Annotated in this window: 12 protein-coding genes; 11 read left to right on the top strand and 1 reads right to left on the bottom strand. The window is 46.9% G+C overall.

Annotation, left to right across the window (positions count from 1 at the left end; genetic code table 11):
• The first annotated feature begins 379 nt into the window (after positions 1 to 379).
• The 11 genes from SMSP2_RS03835 (at position 380) to SMSP2_RS03785 (ending at position 13,464) form a co-directional block, all read left to right on the top strand.
• On the top strand, positions 380 to 2,197 hold the full coding sequence (locus SMSP2_RS03835; RefSeq protein WP_146682694.1) for a multiheme c-type cytochrome: 1,818 nt from the start codon (positions 380 to 382) through the stop codon (positions 2,195 to 2,197).
• 9 nt (positions 2,198 to 2,206) lie between these two features.
• The gene (locus SMSP2_RS03830) at positions 2,207 to 2,827 is read left to right on the top strand and encodes a hypothetical protein (protein WP_146682693.1); all 621 of its coding nucleotides are present in this window, start codon (positions 2,207 to 2,209) and stop codon (positions 2,825 to 2,827) included.
• Positions 2,828 to 2,861: 34 nt separating this feature from the next.
• Positions 2,862 to 3,821 carry a hypothetical protein gene (locus SMSP2_RS03825; RefSeq protein WP_146682692.1) on the top strand — a complete coding sequence of 320 codons (960 nt, stop codon included), beginning with the start codon at positions 2,862 to 2,864 and terminating at the stop codon, positions 3,819 to 3,821.
• 91 nt (positions 3,822 to 3,912) lie between these two features.
• Positions 3,913 to 5,430, top strand: a complete 1,518-nt coding sequence (locus tag SMSP2_RS03820; protein ID WP_186804843.1) for a flippase activity-associated protein Agl23 — start codon at positions 3,913 to 3,915, stop codon at positions 5,428 to 5,430.
• 4 nt (positions 5,431 to 5,434) lie between these two features.
• On the top strand, positions 5,435 to 6,310 hold the full coding sequence (locus tag SMSP2_RS03815; protein WP_146682690.1) for an FAD:protein FMN transferase: 876 nt from the start codon (positions 5,435 to 5,437) through the stop codon (positions 6,308 to 6,310).
• Positions 6,311 to 6,464: 154 nt separating this feature from the next.
• Positions 6,465 to 7,346, top strand: a complete 882-nt coding sequence (locus SMSP2_RS03810; RefSeq protein WP_186804842.1) for a PEP-CTERM sorting domain-containing protein — start codon at positions 6,465 to 6,467, stop codon at positions 7,344 to 7,346.
• Positions 7,343 to 9,829, top strand: a complete 2,487-nt coding sequence (locus SMSP2_RS03805; RefSeq protein WP_146682688.1) for a S8 family serine peptidase — start codon at positions 7,343 to 7,345, stop codon at positions 9,827 to 9,829. The genes SMSP2_RS03810 and SMSP2_RS03805 overlap by 4 nt, the downstream gene beginning before the upstream one ends.
• 150 nt (positions 9,830 to 9,979) lie before the next feature.
• A complete protein-coding gene (locus SMSP2_RS03800; RefSeq protein ID WP_146682687.1) occupies positions 9,980 to 10,987 on the top strand; it encodes a cytochrome c biogenesis ResB family protein in 1,008 nt (335 codons plus the stop codon).
• Positions 10,971 to 11,759 (top strand): cytochrome c biogenesis protein CcsA, encoded by a 789-nt coding sequence (gene ccsA, locus SMSP2_RS03795; protein WP_146682686.1) that lies wholly within the window; start codon positions 10,971 to 10,973, stop codon positions 11,757 to 11,759. Before SMSP2_RS03800 ends, ccsA begins: the two co-directional genes overlap by 17 nt.
• Before the next feature lie 37 nt (positions 11,760 to 11,796).
• A complete protein-coding gene (locus SMSP2_RS03790; protein ID WP_146682685.1) occupies positions 11,797 to 12,603 on the top strand; it encodes a hypothetical protein in 807 nt (268 codons plus the stop codon).
• A 51-nt stretch (positions 12,604 to 12,654) separates the two neighbouring features.
• A complete protein-coding gene (locus SMSP2_RS03785) occupies positions 12,655 to 13,464 on the top strand; it encodes a type II secretion system protein (RefSeq protein WP_146682684.1) in 810 nt (269 codons plus the stop codon).
• 183 nt (positions 13,465 to 13,647) lie between these two features.
• On the opposite strand, the gene SMSP2_RS03780 is transcribed toward SMSP2_RS03785, so the two are convergent.
• A complete protein-coding gene (locus tag SMSP2_RS03780) occupies positions 13,648 to 15,318 on the bottom strand; it encodes a glycoside hydrolase family 172 protein (protein WP_222566397.1) in 1,671 nt (556 codons plus the stop codon).
• Positions 15,319 to 15,326 lie beyond the last annotated feature (8 nt).

Here is a 15,326-nt window from a genome sequence, read left to right as displayed (position 1 = left end):
AAGTGCACCTTGTTTGTTTCTTTGAAAAGTTGATAATGCTGCTCATCATAATTATTGGAGATAAATTATGAGCATTGAGAAACAGTCAGATATTGAACAGCAAAAGTTCTGGGAGATGCCGTGCTGTCCAAAAACTCATGGCCCCGGCTATTACTACCTGTCAGTACCGTAAAAAATCAAGCAGTCCTTCTGTAACTTTTTATAAGCCGCCAAGGCAGTCTTGACTGCCCATTTAAAAAGACTCAAGAGAATGTGATTTTTTGGATTTAGCCGTTGAAAAAGATGGTTTTTCCTCTAATATAATAAAGGTCATGGGACTTATAGGCCTGAATAACAGGCGTTTTACTTGCGTTATGCGTGTTCCGGGGGAACAATATTAATGGCGAAAAATAAAAAAAAGATTACGTTGATAGTAATATCAGCGATTATCTTACTGGCGTTCGCGCCGGCGGTGTTATCCGCGGCTGACGAACTTATTATCGACAAGAGTGACGGCAGTCGGGGCGAAATCGTCCACCTTTTAGAACCGTTTGATGAGGAAGGTACCAAAATCAGTCCTGATGATGAATTTCTGATGCCCTTTTCAACTAAACAAACCTGCGGCCAGTGCCACGAATATGCCCGCGTTGCCTCAGGCTGGCATTTCAACGCCATAAACCCAGAGGTTACCCCCGGCAGAGCCGGCGAGCCATGGATATATTTCGATAAGACCATACACACACAGATTCCCCTTTCATACCGAGACTGGGACGGCGCCTGGGATCCGGCCGACATTGGCATGAGCCCGATGGAGTTTACGAAACGATTCGGGATACAAAGCCCCGGCGGCGGAGCCGGTGAGATGGAAAGCGAAATACCCGAAGAAATCATGCGGCAGTATGTATCTGGAAAACAGGAGATTAACTGCCTCGCCTGTCATAACGGGCATTGGGGCCAGGATCAGAAAGAATACGCCCTGCAGATCGCCAGAGAGAATTTCCGCTGGGCACCTGCCGGCGCCGGTGAAAAGTCAACTGTCAGCGGAATCGCCTCAACAATGCCCGACACCTGGGATCCGTTTTTCCCCGATTCAGGTACCGGCAGCCCGCCGGAGATTGAATATCACGACGACGCATTCACGCCGGACGGCAAGATGCTCTTTGACATAAAGGCTGATGCCGGTGCTCAAAGATGCTATTTCTGCCACTCTACGGCACTTATGAATGAAGATACCGAAAAATGGATGACCGAGTCAGACGTACACATGGCCTCGGGACTTAGCTGTGTTGACTGCCACCGCAATGGCGTTGACCATAATATTATACGCGGCAATGAAGACGGCCATCCCGAAAACCCCGTATCCTCCCAATACACCTGCGTAAGCTGCCACGAAGACGGCCGCCTCGGAGCTCCGATAGCCGAGCATAAAGGATTGCCGGCAGTGCATTTTGACCGGCTTTCTTGTACCGCGTGCCACTCGGGACTTAAACCTGAAAAAACCACCCAGAGGGTAAAAACCTCAAGAATCCACCAGCTTGGTCTGCTTCACAATGATAACCGCGAGGGAGCGGCGGTGATATCGCCCGTTTTTGCCGAGAACAAAGACGGCAAGATAGAGCCCTGCAATATGGTATGGCCGTCATTCTGGGCAGCGCAGACTGGCGAAAATGTCACACCGATAGATATTGAGCTGGTTAAAACAATTGTCCGCCCTATTACCGAAGACACTGATGAACTGACAGAGGACATGGCCGCGGAGATACTCAGCCTCTTTGCCGGCTCTGACAAAGTCAAAGGCACTCCGGTGTTTGTCACCGGCGGCAAACTGTATAAAAAAGAAGGCGAAAAACTTATTTCAAGCGAAAATCAATTTGCCAAACCATACCTTTGGGCTATCGGTCACGATGTACGCGGCGAAGGAGACGCCCTCGGAGCTTCGGCAAACTGCCAGGAATGCCATTCAACAGACTCGGCCTTTTTCTTCGGAGATGTCGAAGTAACAAACGCCTTTTCCGCAGCTATGCCCGAATTCAAAAAGATGTTTGAGTTTGAGAATGTTGATCCTGCATATACAAAAATATTTGCCGGTTCTTTTATTTTCAGGCCCTGGCTCAAGGCTGTTATGATCGCAGCAGCAACACTGGCGTTGATGATTATCCTGCTGTTTGGATTCAAGGCCCTTAACAGGACGGTAGAATTTTTAGGCAATGAAGAGTAGAGGTAAGTCATGTTTAAAATAGTATTTATAATTAGTTTTATCGCCGTGGCGGCACTTATTGCCGCTCACTTTCTGTATTTAAGCCTGATCAGAAAGCAGCGTCTCAGCGTCAACGGCTTCAAAAAACTTGTCTTTATAAAAGGATCCTTTCGCTCTGCCTTACCTGGAATATTAAACCTGCTGATAAGTCTGGCGGCGCTGGGCTGTCTGGTCTTACTTGCTCTGAGCGGCTTCTGGAACCCGCTGATAAAGGGCGAAAACATCAGCGGCTGGCTAATGATGGCACATGTGCCGATATCTGGGGCTTTTGCGGTTATTTTTGTTCTTTTCGCACTTTTCAATGCCCAGCGAATGAAACTCAACCCACCGCTGGAAAAATACTTAGGCAGGAAAGTTGAAATAAAATGTGACAATTACTGCTCCAGATGTATTCTACGTTCAACTTTCTGGATTTTGGTAATACTTTTTGTGCCGCTGGTGCTCTCTATACTCCTTGGCATGTTTAAAATTTTCGGAACGCAGTGGCAGCGTATTTTGATGACAGCACACAAATATACAGCGCTTGCATTTATGCTGTTTTCAATTATATTTATTTACGGTATAATGATTCCTGATAAAGATAAGAAATAACTTATAAGGTTAAATTTGTTAAAAGGTAAATGAAATGAAAAAGATTCTTAAAACATTATTGACAATAACTTTAGTCGCGGCTTGCGCTTTAACGGTTAGCTCCTGCAAAAAGTCCGAGCCGCAGCCTGCTCCCCCGGCAAGCGGGGAACAAACCTCTGAAGAAGCAGCTCAAACTGAAGCGGTTGGTGCATCCCAAAAAACTCCCGAGCAAATAGCCGCTGAAGTAAATGAAGAGGCGGCAGAAGTAGTCGAAGAAACAAAAACGGAGCTATCTCAAATGGCCGCCGAGCCGGAGAAAAAGATCGAGATTACCGAAAAAGCCGCCAAAGAGACAGAAGAAACCCTCGAACAGATAAACAAATCTGCCAAAGAAGCATTGGAAGAAAACATTCAACCCGGTATGGAAGTGCTGAACATTGACCTTCCAAAGCCGATGTTTGTGGGAACTCCGCAGGATTTAAATGTCAAAAACCTCGAACCTGCCAGAGGTGAGCCCCGCCCGCCGTTTCTCGTACCGGAGGGTACTAAAAATGTTGCACTTAACAAACCGATAATGTCCTCTGATGACATGCCCATTATTGGAGAGCTTGAAATGATAACCGACGGCGACAAAGAGGCCGCCGAAGGCAGTTATGTAGAGCTGGGCCCGTTCCTTCAGCATGTAACTATAGACCTGGAAGATGAATACGAGATATATGCCGTCGTTGTATGGCACTTCCACAAGCAGGCCAGTGTTTATTTCGATGTAGTCGTCCAGCTCGGTAATGATCCGGATCTTCTTGTTGAACCTGTGACTATCTTCAACAACGACCACGACAATTCCTCCGGCCTTGGCATCGGCAAGGACAAAAACTACATAGAAACGTTTGAAGGCAAACTCATAAACGCCGGCGGCAAAAAGGCCCGCTACGTAAAACTTTACAGCAACGGAAATACCGCCAACGAGCTTAACCACTACATTGAGGTAGAGGTTTACGGCAAGCCGGTAGAATGACAGACAAATCAGCTTCCGCCGTCGCGGTTGCAATCAATAATTCAGGCATAACTGAGCTTATACTGCTCCAGATATGCCTGAAAACTTTTATATGAACAAGAACTATCTGATAATCTGTTTTTGTTTGATCCTTATCACCGGGGCTGCTCTGCGTCTTCTCAAGCCGGCTCAGAGGCCGATGCATACTGATGAAGCAGTCCACGCAGTTAAGTTCTCAGAGATGCTCGAGGGGCGGCCCTACAAATATGACCCGCAGGATTACCACGGACCGATCTTATATTACCTCTCACTGCTCGAATGCCAAATTGCCGGCATAGACAACATTAACCAGCTCTCCGAAGCTCACCTGAGATTTGTTCCTGCCGCGGCGGGAACACTGCTTATTGTTCTGGCTTTTTTTATGGGTAAAACTGCCGGCAAGACAGAGGCCCTGCTCTGCTCAGCCCTGACCGCCCTCTCACCGGGAATGCTCTTTTACAGCCGCTACTATATCCAGGAAATACCGCTTGTACTCTTTACCTTTTCAGCGATTTACTTCGGTTGGAAATTCACTCAAACGAAACGATATCGCTGGATTTTACTATCAGGAATATGCACAGGCCTTATGATAATAACAAAAGAAACCTGGATCCTCGCCGCGGCCGCCGCGGTGGTTGCGTATGTCCTGATAAACTTCAAAAAAATCAAAAGTGAAACATCTGAATATGGGCATCAGTGGGTATTGTTTTTTGTTATTCCTGCGATTTTTGTGCCGGCGTTTTTTTTCAGCACCTTTTTTACAAACCCTGCCGCCCTTTTCTCTGTATTTGACTTAAGTCCCTATCTGGGAAAGGCTTTCAGCCATGACTGGCACCTGCATCCATGGTATTTTTACATTAAGATAATATTGATAGCTGAACTGCCTGTTGTACTGATTCTTGCAGCCGCAATGCGACCGGATTCATGGGATTCTCTAACAAGACCCAAAAATTCTCTGATTTTCTTTTGCCTTATTTTCAGCGCGGCCCTTGAACTGTTCTACACCATTATATCATACAAAACCCCTTGGTGCCTTTTAAGTTTCTACTTCGGGGCCATCCTGCTTGCCGGTTTCCTCGCGGCCCGGGCACTACGCGGCGGTACGGTGATTCGCCGGTCCGTAATCGCGGCGGGATTTCTGCTTTTGGTACTTTTCTCGGCAGGATTGAATTATTATAAATACTGTGACCCGGACAACCCGTATGTGTATGCGCATACTACTGAAGACGTATATGATATAACAGAAATCATAAATCAAGCCTCTAACGTCATTAACGGCGAGAATACACGCATTGACGTTATTGTCGGGCGAAACGATTACTGGCCTCTGCCGTGGTATCTGCGAAATTACCCGCTTACAGGTTGGCACAGCAGCAGCGAAACCCTCGAATCTGCCGGCGATATCGTGATTATACAGTCCGACATGTCAGACGCACTTGCTCAAACGCTTTACAGCCTCGAAAAACCGGGTGAGAAAAGCCTCTGGATGCTCTGCACAAAAGAACCGCTTCAGCTCCGGCACGGCCTCTACTGCGACATTTACACAAGATATTCCACTTATCAGAATCTGAATCTGCCGCTTCGGGATTGATGCAATGAAAAAGGTAAACCCTATTGAACAAGCACACCGTTTCGCCTCAGAAGCAATGAACTCAACCTTTGAGGCATACATAATCCACCCTGACAAAAAATACGCGTCTCAGGCGGCTTACGAGGGTTTTCGCGAGATTGAACTTTTAGAAAAAGACCTGAGCAGGTATATAGACAACAGCGAAATCACGCAGATTTCACGTCTCTGCTGCGACAGAGAGATGACTGTAAGCCCCTGGACAATGGAATGCCTCGCGGCGGCGGCAAAGATTTTCGCAATGACCGAAGGCGCATTCGATATAACTATGGACAAGGATCGACCTGTCAAAAACGGGCCCGTGCGGTCTGAATCTGGCTTTTCCAGACTGGCACTTGATATAGATAGTTTCAAAGTAAGCGTATCCGGCGAGCCGGTTACTGTTGACCTTGGAGGCATCGGCAAGGGGTACGCACTTGAGAAGATGGCGGAAGTCCTTATCGAATGGGATATTACGGATTTTCTGATACACGGCGGCCGCAGCTCCGTGCTGGCCCGCGGCGCCTGCGGCGGCAGCGGCGGCTGGCCGGTAAGAATTACCAACCAGCTCAAAGGCGGTGTTATCACAAAGGCGAAACTGCTCGATTCGGCTATGGCAAGCTCAGGCCTGCAAAAAGGCGAACACATAATAAACCCGAGAACCGGATCTGCCGTCAGCCACAGCCTCGCTTCATGGGTTATTCACAATGACGCCGCGATAGCCGACGGACTTTCAACCGCATTTATCATCATGAAAGACAATGATATACAGCAACTATGCGAAAAAGAATCCGCAAAAGCAATTATAATAGACTGCGGCAACCCTAACGTCGTTTTCGCCGGAGACTGGCGGCACGAATCCTAAGTCATTTGTTTTTACTAAGTTTTGTAAAAAATACTTGACAAACCTTCGGTTTTTCGCATAATATATTATAGGGATAAGATATTGCATAGCGATTTTGATTGTGTACAGCTATGCGTGGTTTAAGTTTTTAATTATGGGAATACGGGAGAGAAACATGAGATATGTAAGATATTTCCAATCGACCTCGCTGTATTTGATACTGGTTTGTGTCATTTCATCATCAAACGCCATCGTATTGCATCCGGATTCAGGCCAGCCTACAGAAAAACCCGCTGACGCGGTTATCGGCAGATGGGATTCCAACGCTTCCTTCGTGGTAATAGCACCAAACGCGATTATTACTACAAGGCATCAAAAAACCACACCGAGTTCCGTGGAGATTAACAACACAAACTATTCTTTAGGAGAGATTTACACTACGACGGACAATTCAGATATCCAAATTGCCGAGCTTGTCGGCGCAAATCTGGCTAATTATGTCCCCGTTTACACCGCAAGCGATGAAGAGAACAAACAGATAATTTTGGGCGGTTACGGCAGAGGACGCGACCCTGATAAGGATACACTTACTGGTTTTCAGGGAAAAGAATATGGTTATGAATGGGGAAGTGACAACAATGAAACACTGCTCTGGGGAACCAACACGATTGATGAAATTGGTGAACTTAACGGTCATAAACAATTAGTTACAGATTTTGACGGTCCCGATGTTTCAAGACAATACGAGGCTTCCATAGCGGATTATGATTCCGGTTCCGGCTGGTTTATGAAAAATGACTCCGGAGAATGGTATTTAGCAGGGCTCTCATACGCAACAACCCTTCACTATGATGATGACGGGAATCGTCTTTACCAATCATGGTTTGATAGTTCCGGCCCTGGTCCTTCTACTCAAGACTTAAACTATGCTCACCGTCTCAGCGATCATGGAGATTGGATAGATGATACATTGGAGACGATCGCCATCCCAGAGCCGGCAACCGTGCTTATTTTTACGCTTGGAGGCTGGTTTGCACTTCGTAGAAGAACAATATGAAAAAGAAATACATATTAGCTTTATTACTATTATTTGCCTTTCAGTTAGCTGCACTGGAAGCGGGCGTTCTCTCAGACCAGAACTACCGCGCAGAATTAACAGCCCAGCTCAAAGCCCGGGCCCTGGAAAAGAAACAAACAGCCTGGGAGCTGGCAGAATCCAACGGCTGGGCGCCGAAATGGCGAGACGGCGAGGCTCTTTATGAGCTTATGGCTTTAGAAGACGGCCGGGTTTTAGTATATAAAACCTGCAACCTTAACTCAGGAATTTCAATCGCCGCCGATTTGACCCTCGATTTTATTCAGGGTGAGCTTTCCGGTGAACATATCACTGTAGGTGTCTGGGACGGCGGCAGCGTACGCACCAGCCACCAGGAGCTCTCCGGCAGAGCTGTAAACGCCGAATCCGCGGCAGTCGCCAGCCACCCGACACATGTCGCTGGAACAATTGCCGCCTCCGGAATCACCGCCACAGCTATAGGCATTGCCCCGTTTATCAACCTGGAATGCTACGATTACAGCTCCGACGTAGCGGAAATGACATCAATTGCAATGAGTTATTCAGCAGAGCCGGGGAAGATTGCTATATCAAACCACTCATACACCCTTGTTGCCGGCTGGGATACTTCCACATCACCTATGCGGTGGTACGGCAACTGGGGAGAGAGAGAATCTTATCTTTTCGGATTCTATGGCTCTGATACACGCGACTGGGACGAGCTTTGTTATAACGCCCCGTACTACCTGCCGGTTAAGGCAGTGGGCAATGACAGAAACGACCCTGCCCCGGCAGAAGGCGAAACCTTTGAATACCAGGACAAAGGACCATTCTGGCGTTCAAAAGCCTACAACAGCTCAACAGACCCGTATATTGACGGCTGGGACAACGGCGGCTTTGACACCCTGCCCAGCAAGTCCTGCGGCAAGAACATACTCACAACCGGCGCCGTTTATGACGCGGTCTATTACGGCCAACGTGACATAACCCGTGCGACAATGAGCTATTTCAGCTGCTGGGGGCCTACAGACGATGGCAGGATAAAACCCGACATCGTTACAAACGGTGTCTCCGTTTACAGCTCGATAGCCAACAGCGACAGCTCATACGCCGCGTACACCGGTACAAGCATGTCAGCACCGGCAGCCAGCGGAGCCGCCGCCCTTCTCACAGAATACCACAAAAGCCTTTTAGACGGCGAATATATGCTATCAAGCACGCTCAAAGGCCTTTTGATACACACTGCCGATGATTTAGGCAGGGCCGGCCCCGATTACACTTTCGGCTGGGGGCTTGTCAACTCCCTTGCCGCGGCGAACCTGATTAAAGCCCAGGCAGATTACCCCGACAAAAATGTAATATCTGCGGCCGATATGCTCAGCACCCAAACTTCACATACCTACACAATTACTTGTTCGGGCAGCGAGCCGGTTCGGGTTACACTCTGCTGGACAGACCCTCCCGGCAGCACGCAAAACAATTTGGATGACAGAACTCCGCGGCTGGTTAATGACCTGGATCTGAGGGTGTACGGCCCGGATAAAACGCTGTACCGTCCGTTTGTGCTGGATGTGCTCAATCCTTCAGAGCCTGCCGCTACGGGTGACAATACCGTTGATAACGTTGAGCAGGTGCTGATAAACCAGCCCCTGGCAATTGGTGATTATACGGTTGAAGTCAGTTATAAAGGCAGCCTGACAAATCAGCATCAGCAGTATTCACTGATAATCAGCGGCCAGACACTCTCTGAACCGGGTGTTACCGATCTTGCGGTTACCGCCGGTCCGGACTGCGGCCAGGTAAGCCTGGATTGGAGCCACCCCGCCGGTGCTCAAGGATATATTTTATACTATCAGGAAAATTCAGATCAAGCTCCATTTACCCCGTTAACAGACGGCACTCCCCCGTCCGGAACGGATCTGGGAATGGTGGATTCTGTTGACATTTCAGGGCTTGACCCTCTGAGCACATACTATTTTGCGGTCCAGGCCTATAGCTCCGCGGGTAATATGCAGATGTCTAACATCGTTAGCGCCGCTGCCGACCAGAATTGCACAGTAACTATCTCCGGAAATATAACCACAGACAGCGGATACGGCGTTGCTGATGTCCTGATAGCGTCCGGCGAGCTGACCGGTTCTGCAACAACTGATTCCCAGGGCAGCTACAGTCTGGAAGTCCCGTTAGGCTGGCAAGGCGGCACAATCTACCCCGCCAGAGACGGCTGGTGGTTTGAACCGGCTGCAGTATCATATACAGGGCCGGTGAATTACAACATCGACCAACAGCAGTACGCGGGAACACGCTCGGCTGATTTTGATTCGGACGGCATAGTCGATTTCTTTGACCAATCTGCACTGGCAGCGGTTTGGCTCTCTGAGTGCACGGTTGAGGCACCCTGCGGTGATGCCGACCTGGATTTGAGCGGATTTGTGGACATATCTGATCTCAAACTCTTTGTTGAACAGTGGCTTCTGACAGAATAAATATCTTTTAGAAACACACAGACCCTTTTTACAGCTTATTTACTGCTCAATTAAGCTGTATTATCCTTGCTATATACCACAAAATACATATCATATTGCCGGTAAATATTAACTGTAACTTATTTTGACTTCGTTTTCGGAACAAACCTGATGAAGAATATACGCAGAAAAACCATGAATCTCACGATTGTTTTCATTGTTCTCTGGACAGTGTGGTCAATCGTTGGTGCCTTTATGGGCGCCGATAAGGCGGCTGGGCTTTTCAGCTCTGTGCCAATGATGGTTTTCTGGGCAGCCATGATTTTGAGTTTAGTGTTTGGAATCTTCTGCTTTAAAAGCCTGAGGAAGCAGAAAACTCTGTTTTTGATACATATCGGTTGTATTTTGATTCTAACAGGCTTTGCGATGTCATCGGTGCTCGGGACTTTTGTCCTGAACAAATTGTTAAAACAAGACAAATTCAACCAGGGATTTATGGTTATATATGAAGGCCAGAAGACCAACAGCGTAATCCTGCCGGACGAATCATCCAGAAAACTCGATTTTACTGTAAATCTGAATGATTTCAGGGTGGAACATTACAAAGACGACTATCTGATTGTTGAATATGCCGGCCGGGAGGTCAAAACACTTTCTATACTCCCAGGCGCTTTTGTAGAAATGCAGGACGGCACAAAAATTATGGCAGCAAGAAAGTTCTCAAATTTTAAACTCGAAGAGACAGAAACAGGAATGCAGCCCTATGACTCGCAGCAAGACGGCATAAACCCGGCAGTTGAGGTCAAGGTTGAGCCTCCCGAGGCGAAGAGCTATAAAAAATATATCTTCGCGAAATTTCCAGAACAAAGGCCTGATGAAAACGGCTTGAGAATGGCATACCGCAAAGAGATCAGGGAATATGTCAGCGAAGTTGAGATCACAGGAGCCGATGGTGAAGTGTTTACCAAAGATATAAAGGTCAACAAACCTCTGCATTATGGAGGGTACCACATCTATCAGAACTCCTACGACTCCGCGGGACACAGATACACCGTACTCAAAGTTGTATCCGATTCAGGCAGCCTCGTAATAAATACCGGTTTTGCACTGCTTCTGGCGGGTCTTTTCGCACGCTCGTACCTGAGAAAGAAAGGCGGGAAAAATGACCTTAAAGACTGATCTTCTCGGATACCTGATATATATTATGATGGCGATGTGCCTTTTGTCTTTCGTTCTGGCGGTTATTAAACTCGAAAAAACTGCAAGACGGGTGTTCATGCTATCATTTATCACAGGAATCGCCGCTTTCGTTGTCCGCTGGATAAACAAGGGACAGCTGCCGCTTCAGTCGATGTTTGAGGTGTTCTTATTTCTCGCGGCCGCAGCATACCCCTGCTACGAAATCAGCAGACGTAAACTCGGTATTGATATGCTTAAGGCCGACACACTTATAGTATTGGCGATTCTATTCCCCTGCGGCTTCATCTTCAGCGGCGAGGCACACCGCCTGCCCCCCGCCCTGCAAAGCCCGTACTTCATACCGCATGTGGCGGTTTACATTTTCGCTTATATGCTGCTGACAAAGGCTGCTGTTATGGCGTCGATACCTTTTTTCAGAGGCAGCGACAATCTACAAATATCTCAAATATGCGAAACAGGAGCCTACAGGCTCTGCCGTGCGGGTTTTCCTCTGCTGGTACTGGGTCTGCTGCTGGGCAGCCTGTGGGCAAAAGCTGCCTGGAGCCGTTACTGGGGCTGGGATCCGAAGGAGCTGTGGTCGCTGGCAACGGTATTGGTTTATGTAGGCTATTTTCATTTCAGATACACTTACGGGCAGAAAATGCCCAAATTAAACTGTATGATTGTGGTCATGGGGTTTATCTTTATAGTTATAACTCTTCTATGGGTAAACATATCGAATATTTTCACAGGGATGCACAATTACGCTTAAAAAATTATATAAAAATTATTTAATGAGGTACTTACTTATGAAACGTTCAGCACTATTAATTTGTACACTAAGTATTATTTTCGCCTCCGGCTTTGCCGCCGGCGATTATGCCAACCCTCCGATGTGGGAGCAGAGCATGAACTTCTCGCACCAGAGCTGGGACTTTATGGAACCCGAATACACCGCTCCAGAGGGTCCGGCACTTCCGCTCAATCCCGACGGCGTCCCTGAACCAATAAACGAGTTCGGCGATGCCGCCCTGATTGAGACCAGTTTCGATGTGCCTCCGGAGTATCAGCACCTGATCGCTATGGGACTTGTCGGCTGGATGCCGGAAGTTGAATATTTAGTGACTCCCCGCAAGGGATACTACGGAGGCATGGGACATACTCATCTAAAATTCCATGTACCCGCCGCCGCTGCACAGATCGGCTGCGACAACCTGGTATGGGTTCAAATGACATACTTCGGCCGCATGGACGGAGCGGAACCTTTTGCTTTGGCCGCGGCTCACGATGAAACAATGGCGGATTCTGCCGGTATTGAAACCGTCTCGGTTAATACTGAAGTGCTTGATGAGACAGCCGGTTCGATTGGCCGCTGGTACAGGACAACAGGAATTTTCCGCTACTCAGACAAAAACAACGGCCTCTACCTCAAACTCAGCGTTTTCCGCTACCCGCCGGACGCAGAGCACACTATGGGCGGCTCTGCGATGGTTGATCAGGTTGATATCGACACCAAAACCGTATCGGATTATGATTTTAACGGCGATGACATTGTAGATCTGGCTGATTTTGCCATTCTTTCCAGCCAATGGCTCAGCTCTACCGCAATTCAATAACAACATTAACAGGCGGCCGGCCGCGGATGTCTGCCGCCTGTTTAATTACACATGATGAATGGCACCTCTAAAAACAAAAGAGCTTTTACACTTGTGGAATTATTAGTGGTCATAGCTGTAATTGCTCTGATCATGTCGATTCTGCTGCCTGCACTGCGGCGGGCAAGGAACACAGCAAACCGGCTGATTTGTTCAACGAACATGAACCAGATATCGCTGGCATTGAGGGCGTATGCCGCCGACAACAGCGACAAAGTAATCCACGCAGGTGAAATCCTCTATACCCATTCAGCACAAGAGGTTAGAATGCTCTGGAATATCGCTCTCCTGCCGTACGTAGATGTGAGGGTTGAAACCGACCTGCTCAAGAATGCCGCCCAGACATGGTTCTGCCCGGCAGATAAAGACCCTTATCCACTGGGTTTTAAGTTCAATCCCCATACCGGCATGACCAGTTACGCACTGAACGGCTACCACGAAAACACACAAACAAACGGCAGAAATGTGCGGCTCGGGCCCGGCGGAGGGTACAAATTCAGCCAGATACCCTCTCCCGCGGACTGCATGATGATGGGCGAAACAAGCTACGCCTCGCAGTTCTACGATAATCAGGCCCCGCAAACCGGCAAATACAACATCCGAAACGACGGCCACCATCGCATGACAAGCGGTTTTTATCACGACGGCTCAATGAATGTGCTGTACACTGACGGCCATGTAAAGGCTTTCAGGGGAATAGATTGCGAAAAGGAGGATAGATGGATACCTCCAAAATTCGACAACGGCAAACATATGTTCTCCCCGGAACTGAGACTCCAGACAGCCCAGGAAAACAAGTCATTCTGGGGCCCGGGTTACTAAGCTAAAAAAATCAAATTGCATAAGTAACTCCGGAATTTAGATTTTATATATATAAGTCATCGCAAGTAAGTATTTCCAAATAAAATCTTTCAAAATAGCAAATTCGCGTTAATACTTTAAAATAGAAATTGTTTATCAAACGTAAAATACTAAAAACTCACACATACACATGCTATACTCCCCTTAATCAACGGACAAAACAATACAATCTAATCCAAAGTAATAATAATCTCCAGAAAGTCTTGCAAGAGAATTATTACCTGCAATTCTAACTTTAAGAACAAAACGACCCTCAATTGGCACAAATTCACCTAATTTAATTGGATCTGATCTTTGGGCTATTGTACCGTAGCTATCGTAAGTTCCGGGGATATCTACGCCGTTCACCGAAAACTCAAGAATTCCATAATCATGTGACTTAACAGTATAAAGGGTTATGGACTGGGCTCCCGTGCTTTCTGACGGAATAGATAATTCAATGTAATCACCTTTCTTTTTAGGTTTTACCCAAAGCTGTTTATCACCATTAACACCTATAGCTATGCCACTTACATCCTGAATAACAGCCTCTGTACCTGGCGATTTCGTTAAAATTTCTAAACTCTCGCACTCGAAGGCATCTTCTACCCTTACAATTTTTTTCATTAAATATGCTACCGGTTTGACTTTTTTGCACCGTTCCTCAACAGAAGGAAACTTAGAGAATTCAGCATGAGGTTCTGTCTGGTACCAATATGCCACAGATGCAATGTCATCGTCAAGCAGTCTATATTTCCCGGTTTGTTTGTTCCAACCCATTGCTTGTAGAGTTATTTTTAAGTCTTTCTCAAAATAAATCGGGTCTATAATATGCCACCGATACAAACTCCACAAAACAGGAAATTCTCCCGGTTTTGACACCCTTTTATTTCCTGTATACAGAGATGATGTATCAGCATAAAGACCAAAACTATGACAAAAATAGTCTTCTGTTCCCGTACCACAGATAGTAGGAAATTCTTTATCGCCATCTATATAAAACTTTATTTCACCTTCAGTTATACCATTCCAACCTTCATCACGCTGCGACCATGATATAAAGGTTCCTACGTATTTCCCTTTTCCTCTTATATCATCTACAATAACGTAAGGATTGTGATTACCGGTTCTTGCCCTACGAAATTGGACGTGTAAATACCCTGCATCATCAGAAACTTCCGTTTCTGCATAGGTGATTTGATACGCTAGAAGTGGCAAGTCGTCAGTTTCAGATTCGTTGGAAAAAGTAATTTTGGCATGTTTTCTAAATGGCATTTGCCAGTAACAATTGAGAGAGTTAGCCGGGTGTACAGTAACAGGCATAGAGACTACAGGTGCAAACGTTTGATGACCCACTGCAAAAAAATCAGCAACTGGAACCTCAATTGATGGCGTAGTTTCTCTGTCCCAATAAAATCTAAGCACATGAGAACGGCTCAGCGAATTTTCGCCTAACACACCGTCAACAAGCCATATGTGCTGAATTATTCCCGGACCGTCATTATCCATAAGCGTAACAGTTTCTCCTTTATTAACTCTCACAAACGGCCTTACTTTCCAACCTTGACCAAGGTCATCCGCACAACCCGCACCCGCAGGCTGTGGTCCCTGCCTGTTAGGATTTGGTACAGCCATTGCGCCTTTGCCTTTTTCTCCTGTCGGGTTTTCTGCTGACAGAGAACGGGTTTTTACATCAGATATTATGTGAAGAGATTCCATGCCAAATCTGGCCATTTCTTGTGATTTTTCTTCTTCCATTGTAGCTAAACTGGAAGATGGCAACACTATAGTTGCAATTGATAACAATAAGATTAGGTGCCTCGCATAATTTATCATAACAATTT

The organism is Limihaloglobus sulfuriphilus, assembly GCF_001999965.1.
In the GTDB taxonomy this organism is placed as follows: Bacteria; Planctomycetota; Phycisphaerae; order Sedimentisphaerales; family Sedimentisphaeraceae; genus Limihaloglobus; species Limihaloglobus sulfuriphilus.
This window is presented reverse-complemented; position numbering and strand designations above follow the sequence as displayed.

Bases quoted from the DNA above. Each gene is read 5' to 3' on its own strand.
- SMSP2_RS03835 (WP_146682694.1), top strand. From the start codon at position 380: ATGGCGAAAAATAAAAAAAAGATTACGTTGATAGTAATATCAGCGATT.
- SMSP2_RS03830 (WP_146682693.1), top strand. From the start codon at position 2,207: ATGTTTAAAATAGTATTTATAATTAGTTTTATCGCCGTGGCGGCACTT.
- SMSP2_RS03825 (WP_146682692.1), top strand. From the start codon at position 2,862: ATGAAAAAGATTCTTAAAACATTATTGACAATAACTTTAGTCGCGGCT.
- SMSP2_RS03820 (WP_186804843.1), top strand. From the start codon at position 3,913: ATGAACAAGAACTATCTGATAATCTGTTTTTGTTTGATCCTTATCACC.
- SMSP2_RS03815 (WP_146682690.1), top strand. From the start codon at position 5,435: ATGAAAAAGGTAAACCCTATTGAACAAGCACACCGTTTCGCCTCAGAA.
- SMSP2_RS03810 (WP_186804842.1), top strand. From the start codon at position 6,465: ATGAGATATGTAAGATATTTCCAATCGACCTCGCTGTATTTGATACTG.
- SMSP2_RS03805 (WP_146682688.1), top strand. From the start codon at position 7,343: ATGAAAAAGAAATACATATTAGCTTTATTACTATTATTTGCCTTTCAG.
- SMSP2_RS03800 (WP_146682687.1), top strand. From the start codon at position 9,980: ATGAAGAATATACGCAGAAAAACCATGAATCTCACGATTGTTTTCATT.
- ccsA (WP_146682686.1), top strand. From the start codon at position 10,971: ATGACCTTAAAGACTGATCTTCTCGGATACCTGATATATATTATGATG.
- SMSP2_RS03790 (WP_146682685.1), top strand. From the start codon at position 11,797: ATGAAACGTTCAGCACTATTAATTTGTACACTAAGTATTATTTTCGCC.
- SMSP2_RS03785 (WP_146682684.1), top strand. From the start codon at position 12,655: ATGATGAATGGCACCTCTAAAAACAAAAGAGCTTTTACACTTGTGGAA.
- SMSP2_RS03780 (WP_222566397.1), bottom strand. From the start codon at position 15,318: ATGATAAATTATGCGAGGCACCTAATCTTATTGTTATCAATTGCAACT.